19 protein-coding genes are annotated in these 21756 nt (G+C 64.4%); 15 read left to right on the top strand and 4 right to left on the bottom strand.

The features are described 5' to 3' along the window. Window positions 1-5: 5 nt before the first annotated feature. The 4 genes from CFE42_RS01975 to CFE42_RS01960 form a co-directional block, all read right to left on the bottom strand. Window positions 6-1166, bottom strand: a complete 1161-nt coding sequence (locus tag CFE42_RS01975; protein ID WP_004626516.1) for a DegT/DnrJ/EryC1/StrS aminotransferase family protein — start codon at window positions 1164-1166, stop codon at window positions 6-8. 40 nt (window positions 1167-1206) lie between these two features. Continuing rightward, on the bottom strand, window positions 1207-1578 hold the full coding sequence (locus CFE42_RS01970) for an SMR family transporter (RefSeq protein ID WP_004626520.1): 372 nt from the start codon (window positions 1576-1578) through the stop codon (window positions 1207-1209). A gap of 126 nt (window positions 1579-1704) precedes the next feature. Then, the gene (locus CFE42_RS01965; RefSeq protein WP_004626522.1) at window positions 1705-3375 is read right to left on the bottom strand and encodes a glycosyltransferase family 39 protein; all 1671 of its coding nucleotides are present in this window, start codon (window positions 3373-3375) and stop codon (window positions 1705-1707) included. Window positions 3376-3379: 4 nt separating this feature from the next. Next, window positions 3380-3760 carry an Mth938-like domain-containing protein gene (locus tag CFE42_RS01960; RefSeq protein ID WP_004626524.1) on the bottom strand — a complete coding sequence of 127 codons (381 nt, stop codon included), beginning with the start codon at window positions 3758-3760 and terminating at the stop codon, window positions 3380-3382. Window positions 3761-4058: 298 nt separating this feature from the next. On the opposite strand from CFE42_RS01960, the gene CFE42_RS01955 reads away from it, so the two are divergent. The 15 genes from CFE42_RS01955 to ssuD all read left to right on the top strand — a co-directional run bounded on the left by CFE42_RS01955 (window position 4059) and on the right by ssuD (window position 21746). Continuing rightward, window positions 4059-5300: a pyridoxal phosphate-dependent aminotransferase gene (locus CFE42_RS01955; protein ID WP_004626525.1), complete on the top strand. Its 1242-nt coding sequence runs from the start codon at window positions 4059-4061 to the stop codon at window positions 5298-5300. Between the two features lie 98 nt (window positions 5301-5398). Next, window positions 5399-6718 carry a homoserine dehydrogenase gene (locus CFE42_RS01950; protein ID WP_004626528.1) on the top strand — a complete coding sequence of 440 codons (1320 nt, stop codon included), beginning with the start codon at window positions 5399-5401 and terminating at the stop codon, window positions 6716-6718. Between the two features lie 15 nt (window positions 6719-6733). Further along, window positions 6734-8179 carry a threonine synthase gene (thrC, locus tag CFE42_RS01945; protein WP_004626529.1) on the top strand — a complete coding sequence of 482 codons (1446 nt, stop codon included), beginning with the start codon at window positions 6734-6736 and terminating at the stop codon, window positions 8177-8179. A 4-nt stretch (window positions 8180-8183) separates the two neighbouring features. After that, window positions 8184-8801 (top strand): uracil-DNA glycosylase family protein, encoded by a 618-nt coding sequence (locus CFE42_RS01940; protein WP_004626532.1) that lies wholly within the window; start codon window positions 8184-8186, stop codon window positions 8799-8801. A gap of 81 nt (window positions 8802-8882) precedes the next feature. Further along, a complete protein-coding gene (gene glp, locus CFE42_RS01935) occupies window positions 8883-10142 on the top strand; it encodes a gephyrin-like molybdotransferase Glp (RefSeq protein WP_004626533.1) in 1260 nt (419 codons plus the stop codon). Window positions 10143-10154: 12 nt separating this feature from the next. After that, a complete protein-coding gene (moaD, locus tag CFE42_RS01930; RefSeq protein WP_004626535.1) occupies window positions 10155-10412 on the top strand; it encodes a molybdopterin converting factor subunit 1 in 258 nt (85 codons plus the stop codon). A gap of 16 nt (window positions 10413-10428) precedes the next feature. Continuing rightward, window positions 10429-10950, top strand: coding sequence for a molybdenum cofactor biosynthesis protein MoaE (locus CFE42_RS01925; RefSeq protein WP_004626536.1), 522 nt, complete (start codon window positions 10429-10431; stop codon window positions 10948-10950). Window positions 10951-10965: 15 nt separating this feature from the next. After that, window positions 10966-11346 carry a fluoride efflux transporter CrcB gene (gene crcB, locus CFE42_RS01920; RefSeq protein ID WP_004626539.1) on the top strand — a complete coding sequence of 127 codons (381 nt, stop codon included), beginning with the start codon at window positions 10966-10968 and terminating at the stop codon, window positions 11344-11346. A 146-nt stretch (window positions 11347-11492) separates the two neighbouring features. Beyond that, on the top strand, window positions 11493-13670 hold the full coding sequence (locus CFE42_RS01915; protein ID WP_004626541.1) for a 3-hydroxybutyrate oligomer hydrolase family protein: 2178 nt from the start codon (window positions 11493-11495) through the stop codon (window positions 13668-13670). Between the two features lie 170 nt (window positions 13671-13840). Continuing rightward, entirely contained in the window at window positions 13841-16429 is a 2589-nt protein-coding gene (gene clpB / locus CFE42_RS01910) for an ATP-dependent chaperone ClpB (RefSeq protein WP_004626542.1), read from the top strand. A gap of 282 nt (window positions 16430-16711) precedes the next feature. Then, window positions 16712-17731, top strand: a complete 1020-nt coding sequence (locus CFE42_RS01905; protein WP_004626544.1) for a sulfate ABC transporter substrate-binding protein — start codon at window positions 16712-16714, stop codon at window positions 17729-17731. Window positions 17732-17768: 37 nt separating this feature from the next. Then, complete coding sequence (gene ssuE, locus CFE42_RS01900; RefSeq protein ID WP_004626546.1) at window positions 17769-18392, top strand: NADPH-dependent FMN reductase; 624 nt, start codon at window positions 17769-17771, stop codon at window positions 18390-18392. A 117-nt stretch (window positions 18393-18509) separates the two neighbouring features. Then, entirely contained in the window at window positions 18510-19502 is a 993-nt protein-coding gene (locus tag CFE42_RS01895) for a sulfonate ABC transporter substrate-binding protein (RefSeq protein WP_004626548.1), read from the top strand. Between the two features lie 5 nt (window positions 19503-19507). Continuing rightward, a complete protein-coding gene (locus CFE42_RS01890; protein WP_004626550.1) occupies window positions 19508-20539 on the top strand; it encodes an aliphatic sulfonate ABC transporter substrate-binding protein in 1032 nt (343 codons plus the stop codon). Between the two features lie 43 nt (window positions 20540-20582). After that, the gene (gene ssuD / locus CFE42_RS01885; RefSeq protein WP_004626552.1) at window positions 20583-21746 is read left to right on the top strand and encodes an FMNH2-dependent alkanesulfonate monooxygenase; all 1164 of its coding nucleotides are present in this window, start codon (window positions 20583-20585) and stop codon (window positions 21744-21746) included. Window positions 21747-21756: the final 10 nt, after the last annotated feature.

Below are 21756 nucleotides of genomic sequence, written 5' to 3'. Positions count from 1 at the left end.
TTGGATTATTGGTACTGGGCGCAAAGTTGGCGGACCGCGCTGACCACGCGATCCACATCGGAATCTTCCATGCCGGCAAACATCGGCAGCGTAACGATGGCACGGCCAATGCGTTCGGCCACCGGGAACATGCCCGGCTTCCAGCCGAGTTCGCGATAGAGCTTGAACAGGTGGATCGGCGGATAGTGCACGCCCGCGCCGATGCCCAGCGCCTTCAGGCCAGCCATGAACCCGGCGCGATCGACCTTCAGTCGGTCCAGCGGCAGCACGATCTGGAACATGTGCCAGTTGGTATTCGTAAAGTTCTCCACCGGCAGCTCGACGCCGAACGACTCGATGTCGGCTGCGCGCATGCCGGCAAAGTAGCGGCGGGCTAGCGCAGCGCGGCGTGCAGTGACGGCTTCCAACTGAGCGAACTGGCCCAGGCCGATGGCGGCATTCACGTCCGTCAGGTTGAACTTGCCGCCCACCAGATCGACTTCCATGCCGTCAAAGCCGGTGCGCACGACGCCTTGCAGGCGATACTTTTCGGCCAGCACGGCTTCTTCGGGCGTGTTGAGCACCAGCGCACCGCCTTCGATGGTGGTGATGTTCTTGTTGGCCTGGAAGCTGAAGCTGACCAGGTCGCCGATCTGTCCGATGCGCTTGTCGCCCCAGCGCGAACCAATGGCCTGTGCAGCGTCTTCCACCACGCGCAGCTTATGGCGGCGCGCGATGTCGTACAGACGATCCATATCCACGGGCAGCCCAGACAGATACACCGGAATGATCGCCTTGGTACGCGGCGTGATGGCGGCCTCGACCTTGTCCAAGTCGATGTTGCGCGTCACGGGGTCGATGTCGACGAAGACGGGCTTGGCACCGACCGTCAGCACCACGTTGGACGTGGCGACCCACGAGATCGGCGTGGTAATTACCTCGTCGCCGGGGCCGATGCCCGCGATGCGCAGCGCGACTTCCATCGTGGCCGTGCCATTGGCGAATGTGCGCACGATGCGGCCGCCGAAGTATTCCGACAGCGCGGCTTCGAATGCGGCAACCTTGGGGCCCGAGGTGATCCAGCCCGAGCGCAGCACATCGGCCACGGCGGCGATGGTCGCCTCGTCAATGGTCGGGCGTACAAAGGGCAGGAACGGCAGCTCGGCAGTGGCGGTGGTTTGCGTCATGACTTGAGTAGGGTTGGGTGCTGGGCGCGCGCAGATCGGCTCACGAGCGAGCCAGCACAAGCACGCCGACGAGGATGATTGCGATGCCGATCAGGCGCTGCACCGACAGCACTTCGCCAAACAGATACCACGCCAGGAAGGCGTTGACTACGTAGCCCAGCGAGAGCATCGGATACGCGATGGTCACATCCACGCGCGACAGCCCGAGAATCCACACCACCACCGAGATGACGTAGCACGACAGGCCGCCAATGATGGGCCACTGCGTTGCAAGCTTGATGCCGATCGGCAGGATGTTGTCGGCCGAAAACGCAAAGCGGCCGATATTGTTGACGCCCGCCTTGAGTAGCAGTTGAGCGCAGGCATTGAGCATGACGCCTGTCAGGATCAGCCCGAAAGTGACCAGATTCATGTGTTCTTTTGATGTTTTGCAGACTGCGGCGGTTTCCCCGTGCGGATGTTCTCAATCCCGCCGTCGGGGCGCATGTTACGACAATTCCGCTTGCGCGCCCCTTTCGAGAATCCGTGGCGGTAAAACCTAGTTGCGCCGGACAATCACGCGGCGGGCATCGCGGGCGATCACGATCATCGGTACGCTCTGGGCTGTCAGCCGGTCATAGGTGCCCGGTCCCATCATGGCGACAGCCTGGCCGCCGGCTTTCCAGCGGGCCACGAACGCTTCGGTGGTCGGAACCCATTTGGCCGGCTCCTGTTCGACGCCAAAGGCCAATTCGTCGGGTTCCTGCACCATGATGGTGGCCCTGCCGAGGTAAAACGGCATTGTATGGTCCAGACGCTCCACCGCATAGAACGGAACGTCTGGCTTGAGCCACGCCTTGACGGCCGGCACGAGATCGATACCCGACATGGAGCGCCCAAATGCCTCGTGACCGAGCATCGCCGCTGTAAAGGTAAGGAACCAAGCGCACGCAAATGCAGCCACGCTTTCAAAGCGCCTGTCCGCCAGGCGAAGCGCGAGCCACGTCAACCCGGCTCCCGCCACGAACGCCACAACCAGGAACATCGCAAACCTAGAAAACACTGCGTTCGGGTACATCTCCGACGACATGGTTGCCACGTAACCGCTGGCCGCAAGGCCAACCAGTGCCAGCGCCAGGAAGGCCTTGAGTTGCCAGCGCCATGCGGGCTCGCTGGTGTGCTCGAGCACCAAGGCCGCCAGAATCGCCAGCGCGGGAATGATCGGGAAGATGTAACCCGGCAGCTTCGAGTCCGAAATGCTGAAAAACGCGAAGATCAGGACGGCCCACAGGCCGAGCACCAGCGTCGGGCGGAAGCCGTTACTCGCGGTTTCGGCGCGCGCCATGGTCAGGCGCGCGGCGCCGGGCAATTGTGCCAGCCAAGGCAGGAAACCGGCGACCAGCAGAGGAACGAAATACCAGAGCGGCGCGTTGCGGTTGTGCACGGTCGACGTGAAGCGCTGGAAGTGCTCGTGCACGAAGAAGAACCAGGCGAATTCGGGGTTGCGCATCGAGATCAACACAAACCACGGCGCGCCCACGGCAAAGAAGACGATCAGTCCGGTCAGAAGATGCAATCGTTTCCACAGGGCCCAGTCGCGCGCGATCAGCGTGTAGACCACGAGCACAAAGCCTGGCAGCACCACGCCGATCAGGCCCTTGCTCAGCACCGCGAGCGCCATCGACGCCCAGCAGGCCCACATCCAGCCGCGTTGTTGAGCGCGTGTGGCATCCGGATGCTGGGCGAGCAGCAGCGCACCCAGCGCCATCGTCATGCAGCCGGCCACGCCCATGTCGAGCGAATTGAAGTGCGAACCGACGTTCCACAGGGGCGCGCTCACGAGCACCAGCCCGCTGATGATCGCCGTCCGCTTGCCCCACCAGCGCGCCGCCGCCAGCATCGTGAACACAATACCGACGATGCCGGAAAGCGCGGTGAACAGGCGCGCCTGCCAGTCGCCGATGCCGAACAGCGTATAGGCGAGTGCGGTGCCCCACATCTGCAGCGGCGGCTTTTCGAAATACTTCAGGGCGTTGTAGCGGATGGTTACCCAGTCGCCGGAGACGAACATCTCGCGCGCGATTTCGGCGTAGCGGCCTTCGTCGGTGGGAATCAGGTGCCGATAGCCCAGCGTACCGAGCCAGACAGCGAGCAACGCAGCAGCCAGCAGCCACAGGGAGGCATTGCGCCAGGGTAGGGAGGGCGCTTGAGCGGTGCGGTCGATCGGCATGCGGTCAGGCACGCTCGATCAGCAGGGCGGCGGCCACCTTGCGGCCTTCCAGCATCAGGATGTTGTACGTGCGACCGGCCGCCTGCAGGTCCATGGCGTCTACGCCGATGCGCTTTTCGGTGAGCGGCACCGTCAGCCGCGGGTGCGGGAAGCGCAGCTTGTTGCCAGTTCCGAAGATCACCACTTCGGCGCCCAGTTCGAGCAGGCGGGCGAAATGCTCGGACGTCAGGTCTTCAAATCGCGACACATCCCACGGCACCACGGCGCCTTCAGGCATTACCAGCACGGAGTGCTCGTAGCGCATCTTGTTGATTTCGATATAGCCGTCGCCATAGCCGGTAACGGTATTGAGAATGGTCGACGAATCGGATGAATGGAGCTTCAAGGCGGGAATCCTATCGGGCGCGATGACCGCGGCACACAAGGCAGCATGCGGACAAAGGCGCTAGGTTTCAGACTTCCGGGCCGCTTTCGCTGCGTTGCAAAAATGCGCGCCTAAGTCTGTCATAATGGGCTAAATTATATCTTTTTCTCTCCTTCGCCCGCCGCGCCATAAGCGATGTCCGGCAAGGAACAAGCGCAGCGGCGCCTGCCGCTGTGTGGCGTTACCGTCGCCGCTTTGCTGCGCCACAGAATGCCCCGTAGTTCAAGCCCGTTCAACGTCGCCAATCGCCGCCTTGCCCGTGAAAACGATCCAGAAATCCGCCAAGCTCAACAACGTCTGCTATGACATTCGCGGCCCAGTGCTCGAGAAGGCCAAGCAGATGGAAGAAGACGGCCACAAGATCATCAAGCTGAATATCGGCAACCTTGCCCCATTCGGTTTCGATGCCCCGGAAGAGATCCAGCTGGATATGATCCGTAACCTGCCCAATTCGGCCGGCTATTCGGATTCCAAGGGCATCTTCGCGGCGCGCAAGGCGGTGATGCACTACACGCAGGAACAGGGCATCAAGAACGTCACGCTGGACGACATCTATCTGGGCAATGGCGCGTCCGAGCTGATTTCGCTGGCCACCAACGCGCTGCTCGATGCCGGCGACGAGCTGCTGCTGCCGGCTCCCGACTACCCGCTGTGGACCGCCGTAACCAGCCTCTCGGGCGGCACGCCGGTGCACTACACGTGCGACGAAGCCAACGGCTGGATGCCGGACCTGGACGACATCCGCGCCAAGATCACGCCCAACACCAAGGGCATCGTCGTCATCAACCCGAACAACCCGACCGGCGCATTGTATTCAGACGAGCTGCTGCTGGGCATCGTCGCCATTGCGCGGGAGCACGGCCTGGTGATCTTCGCCGATGAGGTGTACGACAAGGTTCTGTTCGACGACAACAAGCACACCGCGATCGGTTCGCTGTCGGAAGACGTGCTGACGGTGACGTTCAACAGCCTCTCGAAGAGCTACCGCTCGTGCGGTTACCGCGCAGGCTGGATGGTCGTGTCCGGCGACAAGCGCCCCGCCAAGGACTACATCGAGGGCCTGAACATGCTGTCGTCCATGCGCCTGTGCGCCAACGTGCCGGGGCAGTGGGCCATTCAGACTGCGTTGGGCGGCTATCAAAGCATTAAAGACCTGGTAGCACCGGGCGGCCGCATGCGCCGTCAGCGCGACCTGGCGCACGAACTGATCACGGCGATCCCGGGCGTGACCTGCGTGAAGCCCAAGGCTGCGCTGTATATGTTCCCGCGCCTGGACCCGGCGGTGTACCCGATCGAAGACGATCAGACCTTCATCCGCCAACTGCTGGAAGAAGAACGTGTGCTGCTGGTGCAGGGCACAGGCTTCAACTGGCACTCGCCGGATCACTTCCGCATCGTCTTCCTGCCCCACGAAGACGACCTTCGCGAAGCGATCGGCCGAATTTCGCGCTTCCTGGAGCGGTACCGTCAGCGTCACGGTACTGGCATCCGGGCCGCATAACATCGGTCTTCCGCCAGATCAGTAATTGCGGGGCAGACCGAGGTGTCTGCCCTGTGTTTTTTTGCCTTTCGCTTTTTCGTTTCTTTACGACACGTCTCATGAATCCCATCAAGATCGGCCTGCTCGGGCTCGGTACCGTCGGTGGCGGTACCCTCAAGGTTCTGCAACGGAACCAGGAAGAAATCCGCCGTCGCGCGGGTCGCGGCATTGAAGTCGCCATGATTGCCGTGCGCAATCTCGACCGGGCCCGTGCCATCGTGCAGGAAGCCGGTGCGACCGTGCCGGTGGTGAACGACCCGTTTGCGATTGTGGATTCGCCCGAGATCGATATCGTCGTGGAGCTGATCGGCGGCTATGACCTGACGCGCGAGCTGGTGCTGCGCGCCATCGCCAACGGCAAGCACGTTGTCACCGCCAACAAGGCGCTGCTGGCCGTGCATGGCAACGAAATCTTCAAGGCCGCGCAGGACAAGGGCGTGATGGTGGCATTCGAAGCCGCCGTGGCCGGTGGCATCCCCATCATCAAGGCGCTGCGCGAAGGTCTGACGGCCAACCGCATCGAGTGGATCGCGGGCATCATCAACGGCACCACGAATTTCATCCTGTCCGAGATGCGTGACAAGGGTCTGGATTTCGATACGGTGCTCAAGGAAGCCCAGCGCCTGGGCTACGCTGAAGCCGATCCGACGTTCGACATCGAAGGTTTTGACGCCGCGCACAAGCTCACGCTCATGAGCGCCATCGCCTTTGGCGTGCCGGTGCAGTTCGAGCGCGCATATGTGGAAGGCATCACCAAGCTGGAAGCCGTCGACATCCGCTACGCCGAAGAACTGGGCTACCGCATCAAGCTGCTGGGCATCACGCGCCGTGTCGAGGCGGGCATCGAGCTGCGCGTGCATCCGACGCTGGTGCCGACCAAGCGCCTGATCGCCAACGTCGAAGGCGCGATGAATGCCGTGGTCGTCAACGGCGATGCCGTGGGCCCGACGCTGTACTACGGCAAGGGTGCCGGTGCTGAGCCGACCGCTTCGGCCGTGGTCGCCGATCTGGTGGACGTGACGCGCCTGCATACGGCTGACCCCGAGCACCGCGTGCCGCATCTGGCGTTCCAGCCGGACGCGCTGTCCGACACGCCGGTACTGCCGATCGACGAAGTGCGTTCGAGTTACTACCTGCGCATGCGCGTGGCGGATGAAACCGGCGTGCTGGCCGACATCACGCGCATCCTGGCCGAGGGCGGCATCTCCATCGACGCGATGCTGCAGAAGGAATCGCGCGAAGGCGAGCCGCAGACCGACATCATCATGCTGTCGCATGTGACGGTGGAAAAACGCGTGAACGCCGCCATCGCCGCCATCGAAGCGTTGCCGACCGTGCTGTCGAAGGTCACGCGCATCCGCATGGAAGAACTGAACTAAGCGCAGGACATGAGCATGCAATACCGATCGACCCGCGGCCACGCAGAGCCGCAAAGCTTCTCCCGCATCCTGCTGGGCGGCCTGGCGCCGGACGGTGGCCTGTACCTGCCTGAGCAATACCCGCAAGTCAGCGTTGATGAACTGACCCGCTGGCGCGACCTGCCGTACGCCGACCTCGCGTTCGAAATCCTGCGCAAGTTCGCCACCGACATTCCCGAGGATGACCTGCGCGCACTCACCCGCCGCACCTACACGCCTGAGGTCTACAGCAACGCGCGCGCCGGCGACAATACCGCCGACATCACGCCGCTGCACAAGCTGGGCGAGGAGGGCGGCACGTCGCTGTCGCTGCTGTGCCTGTCCAACGGCCCGACGCTGGCCTTCAAGGACATGGCGATGCAGCTGCTGGGCAACCTGTTCGAATACGCGCTCGACCGTGAACACGCCGAGCTGAACATCCTCGGCGCCACCTCCGGCGATACGGGCAGCGCAGCCGAATACGCGATGCGCGGCAAGCGCGGCGTGCGCGTGTTCATGCTGAGCCCGCACCGCAAGATGAGCGCGTTCCAGACCGCGCAGATGTTCAGCCTGCAAGACAAGAACATCTTCAATATCGCCATCGAAGGCGTGTTCGACGACGCGCAGGACATCGTCAAGGCGGTGTCGAACGATCTCGAATACAAGGCACGCCAGAAGATCGGCACGGTCAACTCGATCAACTGGGCGCGCGTCGTCGCCCAGGTCGTCTACTACTTCAAGGGCTACCTGCTGGCTGCCCCCAAGATTGGCGATAAGGTCTCGTTCTGCGTGCCGTCGGGCAATTTCGGCAATGTTTGCGCGGGCCACATCGCACGCATGATGGGTTTGCCGATCGACAAGCTGGTTGTGGCCACCAACGAGAACGACGTGCTCGACGAATTCTTCCGCACCGGCACGTACCGCGTGCGTTCGGCTGCCCAGACGTACCACACGTCCAGCCCCAGCATGGACATCAGCAAGGCGTCGAACTTCGAGCGCTTCGTGTTCGACCTGTTGGATCGTGATCCGGCGCGCCTCGCGCAACTCTTCCGCGACGTGGACGAAAAGGGCGGCTTTTCGATGACGGGCAAGCCGGAGTTCGACCGCATCGCCGAGTTCGGCTTTGTCTCGGGCCGCAGCTCGCACGAAGACCGCGTCGATACGATCCGCGATGTGTTTGCCACCTACGGCACCATGATCGACACCCACACTGCCGATGGCGTGAAAGTGGCGCGCGAGAACCTGACGCCGGGCGTGCCGATGGTGGTGCTGGAAACGGCGCTGCCGGCCAAATTTGGCGACACCATTCGCGAAGCGCTGGACCGCGAGCCGGAACGTCCGGCTGGCTACGCCGATATCGAATCGCTGCCGCAGCGCTTCGAAGTCATGCCGGCAGACGCTGACCGCATCAAGGTCTATATCGCCCAGCACACCGGTCTTTAAAGCGATGAAAGCAGTGCCGGATGACGTGGCCGGAGCAGCGTTCGCGCGCTGCCTGCACGACATCCGCGCCTGCCGCGAGTGCAAGGGCGCATTGGCGCACGAGCCTCGCCCGGTGGTCGTGGCGGACCGCCGCGCCCGTGTCCTGATCATCGGACAGGCGCCCGGCCGCATCGTCCACGAAACCGGTATTCCCTGGAACGACCGTTCTGGGGACCGCCTGCGCCAGTGGCTGCAGATCTCATACGACGATTTTTATGCCGACCGGCGCATCGCCGTGGTGCCGATGGGTTTTTGCTTCCCGGGCACCGGTGCGAATGGCGACTTGCCGCCCCGCCCGGAATGTGCACCCAGATGGCACCGGCCCCTGCTGACGGCGATGCCCGACGTGAAACTCGCGCTGCTGGTGGGCACGTATGCCCAGCGCAACTACCTCGACGTGCCGCGCGACTGGTCGCTGACCGACGTGGTGCGCAACGGCCCCGTGCAGGACGCCGACGGGCGTGTGCTGTTCCCACTGCCGCATCCGAGCCCGCGCAATCTGGCCTGGTTCAAACACAATCCGTGGTTTGATGCGCACATCGTGCCGGCACTGCGGGCCGCGCTGGCCGACGCATTCGCTTGATACGCCTGGGCTGATGCATGGCATCGGCCTGGAACCGATACAATCGAAACCTCCCTTTCGATTCCGCTTTCCGATTCCCGCATGTCCGCCAACGATGCTCCCGCCGTCAAACCGTCCTTGTTGACGCTCGATGCGGCGCTGTCGCAACTGCTTGCCGCAGTGCGCGCTTTGCACGAGACCGAAACCGTGTCGACGTTGCACGCCAACGGGCGCGTGCTCGCGCAGGCCGTGCGCAGCAGCTTGAACGTGCCGCCTGCCGACAACACGCAGATGGACGGTTACGCCGTGCGCGCCGCCGACATCACCGCGCCGGGTGCCCGCCTGAAGGTGGCGCAGCGCATTCCCGCGGGCCACGTCGGCCAACGGCTGAATCCGGGCGAGGCGGCGCGTATCTTTACCGGCGCGCTGATCCCGCCAGGCGCCGACGCGGTCGTCATGCAGGAGCAATGCAAGGCTGACCCCGAAACGGGCACCGTGGTCATCGACCACGTGCCAGAAGCCGGCGAATGGATCCGCCGCGCCGGCGAGGACATCGCCGACGGCGCCGAGATCCTGCCGCGCGGCACGCGCCTTGGCCCGCAGCAACTTGGCCTGGCGGCTTCGGTCGGCTGCGCCAACCTGCACGTGGTACGCCGTCCGCGTGTGGCCGTGTTCTTTACCGGCGACGAACTTGCCATGCCCGGCGAGCCGCTCAAGCCCGGCGCCATCTACAACTCCAATCGCTTCACGCTGCGCGCGCTGCTGGAAAACCTCGGCTGCGACATCACCGATTTCGGCATCGTGCCCGACACGCTGCAGGCCACGCGCGACACGCTGCGCGAAGCGGCCGAGGAGCACGACCTCATCATCACCTCCGGGGGCGTGTCGGTGGGCGAAGAAGACCACATCAAGCCCGCCGTGGAAGCTGAAGGGCGCCTGAACCTATGGCAGATCGCCATCAAGCCGGGCAAGCCGCTGGCCTTTGGCGAGGTGCGCCGCCCCGAAGGCATGGTGGGCGGCCCCACCGCATTTTTCATTGGGCTGCCGGGCAACCCGGTGTCGAGCTTCGTCACCTTCCTGCTGTTCGTGCGGCCGTTCATCCTGCGCCTGCAGGGCGTGGCCGATGTGGCCACGAAACGCATCCCGATGCGCGCCGACTTTGCGCTGCCCAAGGGCGATCGCCGCAACGAGTTCCTGCGTGCGCGCATCAACGCCAACGGTGGGCTGGACCTGTTCCCGAATCAAAGCTCGGGCGTGCTGACCTCCACCGTGTGGGGTGATGGCCTGATCGACAACCCGCCCAACCAGCCGATCGCGCAGGGCGATGTTGTCAGCTTCCTGCCGTTTGCAGCCCTGGTGTAAGGAGCGATGGCCATGCAGATCGAGCTTCGTTTCTTTGCCAGCGTGCGTGAACAGCTGGGAACCTCGCAGGAGCGGGTGGTTGTGCCGGAAGCGGTGCGCACCGTGGGCGATGTGCGCCGCTGGCTCGCGCAGCGGGGTCCGGTCTGGGGCGAAACGCTGGCCGAAGGCCGTGCGCTGCGCATGGCGGTGGACCACCAGATCGTACCGGCCGATACCGCCGTGCACGACGGCTGCGAAGTCGCCTTCTTCCCGCCCGTGACCGGCGGCTGAGCGCAGGAGACCGACCATGTCCGTCCGCGTGCAGGAAGCCGACTTTGACCTCGGCGCCGAGATTGCAGCGCTCCGTGCCGGCCGCCCGAACATTGGCGCGGTGGCCAGCTTCATCGGCACGGTGCGAGATATCAACGACGGCACAGGTGTGTCGGAGATGGAGCTGGAGCACTATCCCGGCATGACCGAAAAGGCGCTCGCCGATATTGTGAGCGCGGCCATGCAGCGCTGGGAGCTGATCGACGCGCTTGTCATCCACCGCGTTGGCAAGCTCAAGCCGCAAGACCAGATCGTGCTGGTGGCGGTCGCGTCCAAGCACCGCGGCGAGTCCTTTGCCGCGTGCGAATTCATCATGGATTACCTCAAGAGCGAGGCGCCGTTCTGGAAGAAGGAACAGACGCCCGAAGGCGCGCGCTGGGTTGATGCGCGTGTCACCGACGACAAGGCGCTCGCCCGCTGGGGCATTGCCACCTCCAACGGCGCGGCGAGCACGGCCAATCAGCCCGGCGCATCGGCGCAACCCAACGACTACGAATAACAAGGACGCGACCGCATGAGCGGAATGGGCTTTCTGGCAGTTGGGGTGGGTGCTGCGCTGGGAGCCTGGTTGCGCTGGGCGCTCGCCATCTTGTTGAACGCCGTCAATCCGGCCTTGCCGTATGGCACGCTGGCAGCCAATCTGGTGGGGGGCTACCTGATCGGCGTTGCGGTGGGTTTTTTCGATACGCATGCTGGGCTGCCACCGGAATGGCGTTTGCTGGTCATCACCGGTTTTCTGGGCGGGCTCACCACCTTCTCGACGTTTTCCGGCGAGGTTGTCGCCAACATCCTGGCCGGCGACCACGTGATGGGCGTGCTGCACATCGTGGCGCATCTGGGCGGCTCGCTGTTTCTCACCATGCTGGGTTTCTGGACGGTGCGCACGTTCAGTTGATGGCAAGGCCGATCGCGCGAGTTGAGTTGTAAATGAGAAGTTTGATTCACATACTGGTAGTGCCTGCGGTGGCGTAGGGACGTGCAGTATCGAGGGCCGCCGTGGGTTGCTTTGTGTTGTTCCATCCATAACGAGAAGGAGACGCAATGAAACCAACCCGAACGGCGCGCCTGCGAAGGCACGTCTCGCCAAGCAACCTCATCGCTCTCGGAGCCGTGCTGCTGGCCGGCTGCGGCGTGTTGAGCGCCTGCGGCGGCAGCAATGACGGCAACAACGTGCCGGGCAATACCAAGCCCGCCTTTGCCGGCAAGGTGACTATCAACCGGTACGACGGCATATCAGACGACCTGCTGACCGCCGGCCTGGGCGCAAGCGGCCTGGCTTCGGCCACTGCGCCCGCCATCGCCAACCCAGCGGCGCCCACCGCCGCCGAACTGCGCCGCCTGGCCATCTATGCCAACTACCGCGCGCTGGTCGACACGGCAGGCAAGGGCGGCTACGGCACGCTCTACGGCCCGAACCTCGATGCCAGCGGCAACGTCACGCAGGGCTCCGGCATGATCGCCGGCACCGAATACGTGACGTACTCCGACGACGGCACTGGCCAGCAGAATGTCGTGCTGCTCGTGCAGATTCCCGACAGCTTCGACGTCAACAACCCCTGCATCATCACCGCCACCTCGTCGGGCTCGCGCGGCATCTATGGCGCGATTTCCACCGGCGAGTGGGGCCTCAAGCGCAAGTGCGCCGTTGCTTATACCGACAAGGGCACCGGCGCCGGGCCGCACGACCTGGCTACGGACACCGTCGCCCTGCAGGACGGCACGCGCACCACGCGCAGCGCAGCCGGGTCGAACGCGCACTTTGCTGCGCCGCTCACCAGCAGCCAGTTGGCTGCCTTCAATGCGGCCACGCCGAACCGGCTGGCGTTCAAGCATGCGCATTCGCAGCGCAACCCAGAGAAGGATTGGGGCTTGTTCACGCTGCAGGCCGTGCAGTTCGCGTTCTGGGCGATCAACGACAAGATCGCTGGGACGAGCGGTGCGCTGGTCGGCAGCGCACTGCCGGTCCGTCCGGACAACACCATCGTCATCGCGTCGAGCATCTCCAACGGCGGCGGGGCGGCCATCGCGGCGGCAGAGCAGGACACCGGCGGGTGGATCGACGGGGTGGCCGTCGGCGAGCCCGGCCTGAACCTGCCGCCCAACACCGGTGTGCAGGTCGTGCGCGGCGGCACCACGCTGCCGACGACTGGCAAACCGCTGTTCGACTACGTGAGCTATGCCAATGTATTCCGGCTGTGCGCGGCGTCGTCTGCGAGCGTTGCCACCGCACCCGCGCAGGCGTTCTTTACGAGCCTCACGACGTTCCCGGCAGGCGTGCAGGCCAATCGCTGCGCCGCGCTCAAGGCGGCTGGGCTGCTGACGTCCACCACGGCGGCTGCCCAGGCCGACGAAGCGCTGCAGAAGATGCGCACCTACGGCTGGGAACCGGAGTCGGACCTGGTGCATGCGTCGATGTCGTTCTACGAGATCGACCCATCGGTGTCGACCACATTTGGCAACGCGCTTTCTCGCGCCAGCGTGACCGACAACCTGTGCGGGCTGAGTTTCGCGGCAACCGACGCGTCGTTCCATCCGACGGCGGTGAACGCCACGGCGCTCGCGCAGATGGCGGCGGTTGGCAACGGCATTCCGCCCACCTCCGGCGTGCAACTCGTCAACAACAACGCCCAGGGCGGCCCGACGCGCAGCAACCAATCGGTCGACTCCACCGGCACGCAGGCCGCCAACCTCGATGGCGCGCTGTGCCTGCGCAACCTGTTGACGGGCGCCGATGCCGCTTCGCAATCGCTGCAGACCGGCATCAGCCAGACGCTGCGCACCGGCAACCTGCAGGGCAAGCCGGCGTTGATCGTGCAGGGCCGCAACGACGCGCTGCTGCCGGTCAACCATGGTTCGCGGCCGTACCTGGGGCTGAACGCCAGGGTGGAGGGCGGCTCGAGCAAGCTGTCGTATATCGAGGTGATGAACGCGCAGCATTTCGATGGCTTCATCGACCTCGTGCCTGGTTACGACACGCTCTTCGTGCCGCTGGTGCTGTATGAGCAGCGCGCGCTGGACGCCATGTACGCCAACCTGAAGAATGGCACGCCGCTGCCGCCTTCACAGGTGGTGCGCACCACTGCGCGCGGTGGTACGCCCGGTGCTGCACCGGCCATCAACGCGGCCAACGTGCCGAACTTCACGAGCACACCGGCCGCGGGCGACCGCATCTCGGTGACTGTGTCGGGCGGCGTTGCGACGGTATCGGTGCCCAACTGATGCGATAGCCAGGACGGTATTGACGCACTTGGGACGGCGGCGTGGCCTGCAGGCGCGCCGCCGTTTGTTCTGGCGCAAATCTGCGTCAAAACTCGCGTTTCCATGCTTGAAATGCCACCGAAGCTCCCTATCTTTCGGAGCAGTGAAACATTTTCCGCAAGGGGTTTTTAATGCGTTTGGACAAATTGACCACCCGCTTCCAGGAAGCGCTGGCCGACGCGCAGAGCCTGGCGCTGGGCAACGACAATCCGTACATCGAACCCGTCCACCTGTTGCTGGCCATGCTGCGCCAGCCGGATGGGGCCACCAAGAACCTGCTGGCCCGTGCGGGCGTCAATACCGGCGCCCTCGACACGGCGCTGGACCGTGCCATCAAGCATCTGCCGCAGGTGCAGGGTGGCGAACAGGTGCAGGTCGGCCGTGATCTGGGCAACCTGCTGCAGCAAACCGAGAAGGAAGGCATCAAGCGCGGCGACCAGTTCATCGCCAGCGAGCTGTTCCTGCTGGCCGCCGCTGACGACAAGGGCGAGGCCGGCCGCATTGCGCGCGAGCACGGCCTGTCGCGCAAGCCGCTCGAAGCCGCCATCGACGCCGTGCGCGGCGGCCAGACCGTCGGCAGCGCCGAGGCCGAAAGCCAGCGCGAAGCGCTCAAGAAGTACACCATCGACCTGACCGAAATGGCCCGGATCGGCAAGCTGGACCCCGTCATCGGCCGCGATGATGAGATCCGCCGTGCCATCCAGATCCTGCAGCGCCGCACCAAGAACAACCCGGTGCTGATCGGCGAGCCGGGCGTGGGCAAGACGGCCATCGTCGAAGGCCTGGCGCAGCGCATCATCAACGGCGAGGTGCCTGAAAGCCTGAAGAACAAGCGCGTGCTGGTGCTTGACATGGCAGGCCTGCTGGCCGGTGCCAAGTACCGCGGCGAGTTCGAGGAACGCCTGAAGGCGGTGCTCAACGACATCGCCAAGGAAGAGGGCCAGACCATTCTCTTCATCGACGAAATCCACACCATGGTGGGCGCGGGCAAGGCCGAAGGCGCGATGGATGCCGGCAACATGCTCAAGCCGGCGCTTGCGCGCGGCGAGCTGCATTGCATCGGCGCGACCACGCTGGATGAATACCGCAAGTACATCGAGAAAGACGCCGCGCTGGAGCGCCGCTTCCAGAAGGTGCTCGTGGGCGAGCCGAGCGTGGAGGCCACCATCGCCATCCTGCGCGGCCTGCAGGAGAAGTACGAACTGCACCACGGCGTGGAGATCACCGACCCGGCGATCGTGGCCGCGGCTGAACTCAGCCACCGCTACATCACCGACCGCTTCCTGCCGGACAAGGCCATCGACCTGATCGACGAAGCTGCGGCGCGCATCAAGATGGAAATCGACTCGAAACCCGAGGCGATGGACAAGCTCGACCGCCGCCTGATCCAGCTCAAGATCGAGCGCGAAGCCGTCAAGAAGGAAACCGACGAAGCCTCGCAGAAGCGCCTGGAGCTGATCGAGCAGGAGATCGAGCGCCTGCAGAAGGAATACGCCGATCTGGACGAAATCTGGAAGGCCGAGAAGGGTGCCGCGCAAGGTGCGGCTGCGCTCAAGGAAGAGATCGAGAAGATCAAGCTGGAGATCACCAAGCTGCAGCGCGAAGGCAAGCTGGAGAAGGTGGCCGAACTGCAATACGGCAAGCTGCCCGAGCTGGAAGGCAAGCTGAAGGCCGCCACCGCCGCCGAGTCTGCCGGCCAGAAGCAGCCGAACAAGCTGCTGCGCACGCAGGTGGGTGCCGAAGAGATTGCCGAAGTCGTCAGCCGCGCCACGGGCATCCCCGTGGCAAAGATGATGACCGGCGAGCGCGAGAAGCTGCTGAAGATGGAAGACCGCCTGCACGAGCGCGTGGTCGGCCAGGACGAGGCCGTGCGTTTGGTGTCGGATGCCATCCGCCGTTCACGCGCCGGCATTGCGGACGAGAACAAGCCCTATGGCTCGTTCCTGTTCCTGGGTCCGACGGGCGTCGGCAAGACCGAGCTGTGCAAGGCGCTGGCCGGCTTCCTGTTCGATTCGGAAGAGCACCTCATCCGCATCGACATGAGCGAGTTCATGGAGAAGCATTCCGTGAGCCGCCTGATTGGCGCGCCGCCGGGCTATGTCGGCTACGAGGAAGGTGGTTACCTGACCGAAGCCGTGCGTCGCAAGCCGTACAGCGTGGTGCTGCTCGATGAAGTGGAGAAGGCGCACCCGGACGTCTTCAACGTGCTGCTGCAAGTGCTGGACGATGGTCGCCTGACCGACGGCCAGGGCCGCACGGTGGACTTCAAGAACACGGTGATCGTGATGACGTCGAACCTCGGCTCGCAGCTCATCCAGCAGATGGCGACCGAACCGGCGGACGTGATCAAGGGTGCCGTGTGGCAGGAAGTGAAGACGCATTTCCGCCCCGAGTTCCTGAACCGGATCGACGAGGTGGTGGTGTTCCACGCGCTGGACCAACGCAACATCGAATCGATCGCGCGGATCCAGCTCAAGCGCTTGTCGGCACGCCTGGCGCACATGGACCTGGCGCTGGAAATCAGCGACGAAGCGGTGGCCAAGCTGGCCTCTGCGGGTTACGACCCGGTGTTTGGGGCACGGCCGTTGAAGCGGGCGATCCAGCAGCAGATTGAGAATCCGGTGGCGCGGATGATCCTGGAGGGCAAGTTCGCGCCTAAGGATGTGGTGCCGGTGGATTATCGGGACGGGCAGTTCTCGTTTGAGAGGGTTGTGCATTAAGGCTGTTGCTGGGCTTCAAAGAACCGCTCTGGTTTTTCCAGAGCGGTTTTTTTTTGTTCTGTTTTTTTGTTGGTGGTGCATCTCTTGTTTCACCCCCTGCCGGGCCCGGAGGGTACGAGACAAGGGATGGACCATCATAGTTTTCCTTCAGCCACGAGCCTCACCGACCTATATGCAAAAAACGATGAACATTCCCTGAAACCGTTCGTTCCCCGTACAAGACCCGCTCGGTAGTCTTGCTCCTATTCCAAATCCATCAGAGATCAGAAACGGAGCTGCAAGATGATTCGCAAGTTTGTTTTCAACACGCTTGTACGTGCTACAGCGGCTGCCATCGTGGCGGGGGGAACCGTGGGTGCGCATGCGGCGACGACACTGCTGAATGTGTCGTACGACCCGACGCGCGAGTTGTATAAGGAAATCAACACCGAATTCGCCAAGAAGTGGAAGGCCGAAACGGGTGAGGACATCACCCTGCGCGCTTCGCATGGCGGTTCGGGCAAGCAGGCGCGCTCCGTGATCGACGGGCTGGATGCCGATGTGGTGACGCTGGCGCTCGGCTATGACATCGACGCGATCGCCGAGAAAGGCCTGACCGGCAAGGACTGGCAGAAGCGCCTGCCGCACAACGCCTCGCCGTACACGTCGACCATCGTTTTCCTGGTGCGCAAGGGCAACCCGAAGGGCATCAAGGACTGGAATGACCTGGTCAAGCCGGGCATCGCCGTCATCACGCCCAACCCGAAGACCTCCGGTGGCGCACGCTGGAATTACCTGGCCGCCTGGGCCTATGCGCTGAAGCAGCCGGGCGGTTCGGATGCCACCGCCAAGGACTTTGTGCAGAAGCTCTACAAGAACGTGCCGGTGCTCGATTCGGGCGCGCGCGGTGCGACCACCACCTTTACCGAGCGTGGTATCGGCGATGTGCTGATCGCGTGGGAAGACGAGGCGCTGCTGGCGGCGCGCGTGGAAGGCAAGGACAAGTTTGACGTGGTGGTGCCGTCGATTTCCATCCTGGCCGAGCCGCCGGTGGCGGTGGTCGACAAGGTGGCCGACAAGAAGGGCACGCGCAAGGCCGCGGAGGCGTATCTCAAGTTCCTCTACACGCCGCAAGGGCAGGAGATCGGTGCGAAGAACTTCTATCGCCCGACCGATCCGGCCGTGGCCAAGAAGCACGAGAGCGAATTCCCGAAGGTGAAGCTCGTGACCATCGACGACACGTTCGGCGGCTGGCAGAAGGCGCAGAAGACGCACTTTGCCGACGGCGGGCAGTTTGACCAGCTCTATCAACCGGGCAAGTAAGCCCCACACGACGTAACGACATCGGGTGATCCGCATCATGCAAATCCTGACGATTTCCGGCAGCCCTTCGGCGCAATCGCGATCTGCGCGCCTGCTGGGCCACGTGCGTGCGCAGCTCGAACGCGCCGGCGAGCAGGCGGACCACCTGGACCTGCGCAGCCTTCCAGCCGACGCGCTGCTCGGCGCGCAGGTGTCCGACCCCGCCATCGCCGATGCGGTGGCGCGGGTGGAAGCGGCGGGCGTGGTGATTCTTGCCACGCCGGTCTACAAGGCGGCCTACAGCGGGCTGCTCAAGACGTTTCTCGATCTGCTGCCGCAGAGCGGGCTGCGCGACAAGGTCGTGCTGCCGATTGCCACTGGCGGCAGCCTGGCCCATACGCTGGCGATCGATTACGCGCTGCGCCCCGTGCTGACGGCGCTGGCGGCGCGCTCGATCCTGCCCGGCATCTTTGCAGTCGACTCGCAGATCGTCGTGGCGGATGACGGCGTGACCGTCGACCCATCGCTGCAGCAGCGCCTGGATGACGGCGTGGAGCGCGTGCATCAGGCACTGGCGCTGGCACGGCATCCGGCCGTGGCGCAGGTCATCGTTTCGAGCCGCAGCGCGGTGCGTGCCACGTTCCAGGCCGCCGACGAAGAACGAATGCGATGTCTGGCGTGATGCGCTGAACGCGCCGCCGTATACACACGCTCTCTGGATTTTTCCGTTGTTGTCACGCCGCGCGGCCGCTGCGCGCGGATCGTGCCGTCCATACACCCCGCATCGACCGGACTTGCCATGAAAACCCACTCGCCCCTGCGCAGGACTTTGACCATTGCCGCCACGCTGCTCGCCACGCTCGGCGCGCCCGCCGCATTTGCCAACAGCGATGCGCCGCCCCCGACCGCTGCCAAGCAACTGCGCATCGGCTATCAGAAATACGGCACGCTGACGGTGCTCAAGGCACGCGGCACGTTGGAAAAGCGCCTTGCTACCCAGGGCATCGAAGTGAAGTGGACCGAGTTTCCGGCTGGCCCGCAGTTGCTGGAAGGCCTGAACGTGGGCGCCATCGATTTCGGCACCACGGGTGAAGCACCGACAATCTTCGCGCTGGCTGCCGGGGCGCACCTCGTCTATGTCGGCAACCAGCCGCCCGCGCCAGCCGGCGAGGCGATCATCGTGCCGAAGACTTCGCCGCTCAAGAGCGTGGCCGATCTCAAGGGCAAGCGCGTCGCCTTCAACAAGGGCTCCAACGTGCATTACCTGCTGGTGAAGCTGCTGGAAAAGGCCAACGTGCCTTACAGCGATATCCAGCCCGTTTACCTGACGCCCGCCGATGCGCGTGCCGCCTTCGAGCGCGGCGCCATCGATGCCTGGGTGATCTGGGATCCGCTCTTTGCCGCGGCCGAACAGCAGCTGGGCGCGCGCGTGCTGGCCGATGGCACGGGCGTGGTCAACAACTCGCAGTACTTCCTGGCATCGAAGGGCTATGCAGGCGCGCGGCCCGATGTGCTGAACATCGTGCTCGATGAGCTGAAGAAGACCGACACCTGGGCCGCTGCCAACCCGAAGGATGTGACAAACATTCTTGGCCCGCAGCTCGGCCTGGAGCCGGCCGTGGTGGCGCGTTCGGTGTCGCGCATTGCCTATGGCATCCAGCCCGTCGGGCCCGAGGCCCTGGCTGACCAGCAGCGCATTGCCGATACGTTCCACGCGCTCAAGCTGATCCCGCGTCCCGTCAAGGTGGCCGACTCTGCGTGGCAGCCGACGACGCAGCAAGCCGCGCGCTGATCGCCATGATCGTCAACATCCAACGCCGCCGCTTGCTGAGCGCCACCGTGGCGGGCGCATCGCTGGCCACGCTCGGGCCGGTCGCACACGCCGCCAATGCCGCAACCGCCACCCCCGCGGCTGCCGGTCTGCCCAAGGTGACGCCGCCGGCGCAGCTGCGCATTGGTTTCCAGAAGAGCGCAGTCAACCTCGTCATCGTCAAAGAGAACCGGGCGCTGGAGCAGCGCTTTCCGGGTACCAAGATCAGTTGGCTGGAGTTTCCGGCCGGGCCGCAGCAGCTCGAAGCGTTGTCCGCGGGCAGTCTCGACCTCGCCATCACGGGCGATACGCCGCCGGTGTTCGCCCAGGCTGCCGGCAAGGACCTGCGCTACGTGGGCGTGGAGCCGCCCAAGCCGGATAGCTCGGCCATCCTCGTGCAGCAGGATTCGACGCTCAAGACGCTGGCCGACCTGAAGGGCAAGCGCGTGGCCCTGCAGAAGGGTTCGAGCGCGCATTTCCTGATCGTGCGGGGCCTGCAGAAGGGCGGACTGAGCTTTGCCGACATCCAGCCCGTGTACCTGACGCCGGCCGATGCGCGCGCCGCCTTCGAGCGCGGCAGCGTCGACGCCTGGGGCATCTGGGATCCGTATTACGCCGCAACGGAACTCGCGATCAAACCGCGCGTGCTGGCCACCGGGCGCACGCTATCGTCCAACAACTCGTTCTATTTCGCGCCGACGGTCTTTACGGAAAAACACGGCGACACCATCGCCGCAATCTTTGCGGAGCTCTCGCGCGCCGACCGCCTCGTGCAGGAAAACCGCAAGGAAGCCGCGCAGCGCATTGCAGATTTCTCCGGCCTGTCGCTGGCGACGGTGCATCTGTTCCTGTCGCGCCGGCCGCCTTCGCCCGTGCGGCCGGTCACGCCGGAAGCGGTTGCCGAGCAGCAGCGCGTGGCCGATGCATTTCACGGGTTGGGGCTGATTCCGCGCCCGGTCAAGCCGATCGAACTGGTCTGGCACCCGACCCCGGCGCAACTGGCCATTGCCCGCGCTTGAGTTGTTGCATTGATCTGAGAACAACACAGTCCAAGGAGCTGTCATGCAAGTTTTCTGGTTCATCCCGACGCACGGCGACAGCCGCTATCTCGGCACCGCCGAGGGCGCACGCCAAGTCGATCACACCTATCTGCAGCAGGTGGCCGTGGCCGCCGATACGCTCGGCTACGAGGGCGTGCTGATTCCCACCGGCCGCTCGTGCGAAGACCCGTGGGTCGTGGCCGCGAGCCTGATTCCGGTCACGAAGCGCCTGCGTTTCCTGGTGGCGGTGCGCCCCGGGTTGATGGCGCCGACGCTGGCCGCGCGCATGGCTGCCACGTACGACCGTTTGTCGAATGGCCGCTTGCTGGTGAACCTTGTCACGGGTGGCGATCCTGCAGAGCTGGCCGGCGATGGCCTGTTCCTGGATCACGCACAACGCTACGAGGCCTCGGAAGAGTTCATCCGCATCTGGCGCGAAACGCTCGCCGCAAGCCACGAAGGCGCCGCGCTGGATTACACCGGCAAGCACCTCAGCGTGAAGGGCGCGAAGGTACTGTATCCGCCCGTGCAGCGGCCGCATCCGCCCGTGTATTTCGGTGGGTCGTCGGAAGCGGCGCACGAGCTGGCTGCGGAACAGGTCGACACGTATCTCACCTGGGGCGAACCGCCTGCCGCCGTGGCCGAAAAGATTGCCGACGTGCGTGCGCGCGCTGCCAAGCATGGCCGCACCGTGCGCTTCGGTATCCGCCTGCACGTGATCGTGCGCGAGACGGAAGACGAAGCCTGGGCGGCTGCAGACAAGCTCATCAGCAAGCTCGACGACGACACCGTGGCCCGTGCGCAAGAGGCTTTCCGCAAGATGGATTCGGCCGGCCAGCAACGCATGGCCGCGCTGCATGCCAACGGCGTCAAGCGCACGCGCGCCGATCTGGAGATCAGCCCGAACCTGTGGGCCGGCGTGGGTCTGGTGCGCGGTGGTGCCGGCACGGCGCTGGTGGGCGATCCGCAAACCGTGGCCGCGCGCATGAAGGAATACGCCGATCTGGGGATCGATACGTTCGTGCTGTCCGGCTATCCGCATCTGGAAGAGGCCTATCGCTTTGCCGAACTGGTGTTCCCGCTGCTGCCGCGCTCGGTGCGCGACAAGCTGCCGGGCAACGTGCTGAACGGCCCGTTTGGCGAAGTGATCGCCACCGGTATCGTGCCGCGCGTGGCGGCAAGCTGAGCCGAGGGGA

Origin of the sequence: Ralstonia sp. PBBBR1 (assembly GCF_002256165.1) — a bacterium.
Classification (GTDB): Bacteria; Pseudomonadota; Gammaproteobacteria; order Burkholderiales; family Burkholderiaceae; genus Ralstonia; species Ralstonia thomasii.
This window is presented reverse-complemented; position numbering and strand designations above follow the sequence as displayed.

Coding starts and splice junctions, on each gene's coding strand:
- CFE42_RS01975 (WP_004626516.1), bottom strand. CDS start 1,166: ATGACGCAAACCACCGCCACTGCCGAGCTGCCGTTCCTGCCCTTTGTA.
- CFE42_RS01970 (WP_004626520.1), bottom strand. CDS start 1,578: ATGAATCTGGTCACTTTCGGGCTGATCCTGACAGGCGTCATGCTCAAT.
- CFE42_RS01965 (WP_004626522.1), bottom strand. CDS start 3,375: ATGCCGATCGACCGCACCGCTCAAGCGCCCTCCCTACCCTGGCGCAAT.
- CFE42_RS01950 (WP_004626528.1), top strand. CDS start 5,399: ATGAATCCCATCAAGATCGGCCTGCTCGGGCTCGGTACCGTCGGTGGC.
- thrC (WP_004626529.1), top strand. CDS start 6,734: ATGCAATACCGATCGACCCGCGGCCACGCAGAGCCGCAAAGCTTCTCC.
- CFE42_RS01940 (WP_004626532.1), top strand. CDS start 8,184: ATGAAAGCAGTGCCGGATGACGTGGCCGGAGCAGCGTTCGCGCGCTGC.
- glp (WP_004626533.1), top strand. CDS start 8,883: ATGTCCGCCAACGATGCTCCCGCCGTCAAACCGTCCTTGTTGACGCTC.
- moaD (WP_004626535.1), top strand. CDS start 10,155: ATGCAGATCGAGCTTCGTTTCTTTGCCAGCGTGCGTGAACAGCTGGGA.
- CFE42_RS01925 (WP_004626536.1), top strand. CDS start 10,429: ATGTCCGTCCGCGTGCAGGAAGCCGACTTTGACCTCGGCGCCGAGATT.
- crcB (WP_004626539.1), top strand. CDS start 10,966: ATGAGCGGAATGGGCTTTCTGGCAGTTGGGGTGGGTGCTGCGCTGGGA.
- CFE42_RS01915 (WP_004626541.1), top strand. CDS start 11,493: ATGAAACCAACCCGAACGGCGCGCCTGCGAAGGCACGTCTCGCCAAGC.
- clpB (WP_004626542.1), top strand. CDS start 13,841: ATGCGTTTGGACAAATTGACCACCCGCTTCCAGGAAGCGCTGGCCGAC.
- CFE42_RS01905 (WP_004626544.1), top strand. CDS start 16,712: ATGATTCGCAAGTTTGTTTTCAACACGCTTGTACGTGCTACAGCGGCT.
- ssuE (WP_004626546.1), top strand. CDS start 17,769: ATGCAAATCCTGACGATTTCCGGCAGCCCTTCGGCGCAATCGCGATCT.
- CFE42_RS01895 (WP_004626548.1), top strand. CDS start 18,510: ATGAAAACCCACTCGCCCCTGCGCAGGACTTTGACCATTGCCGCCACG.
- CFE42_RS01890 (WP_004626550.1), top strand. CDS start 19,508: ATGATCGTCAACATCCAACGCCGCCGCTTGCTGAGCGCCACCGTGGCG.
- ssuD (WP_004626552.1), top strand. CDS start 20,583: ATGCAAGTTTTCTGGTTCATCCCGACGCACGGCGACAGCCGCTATCTC.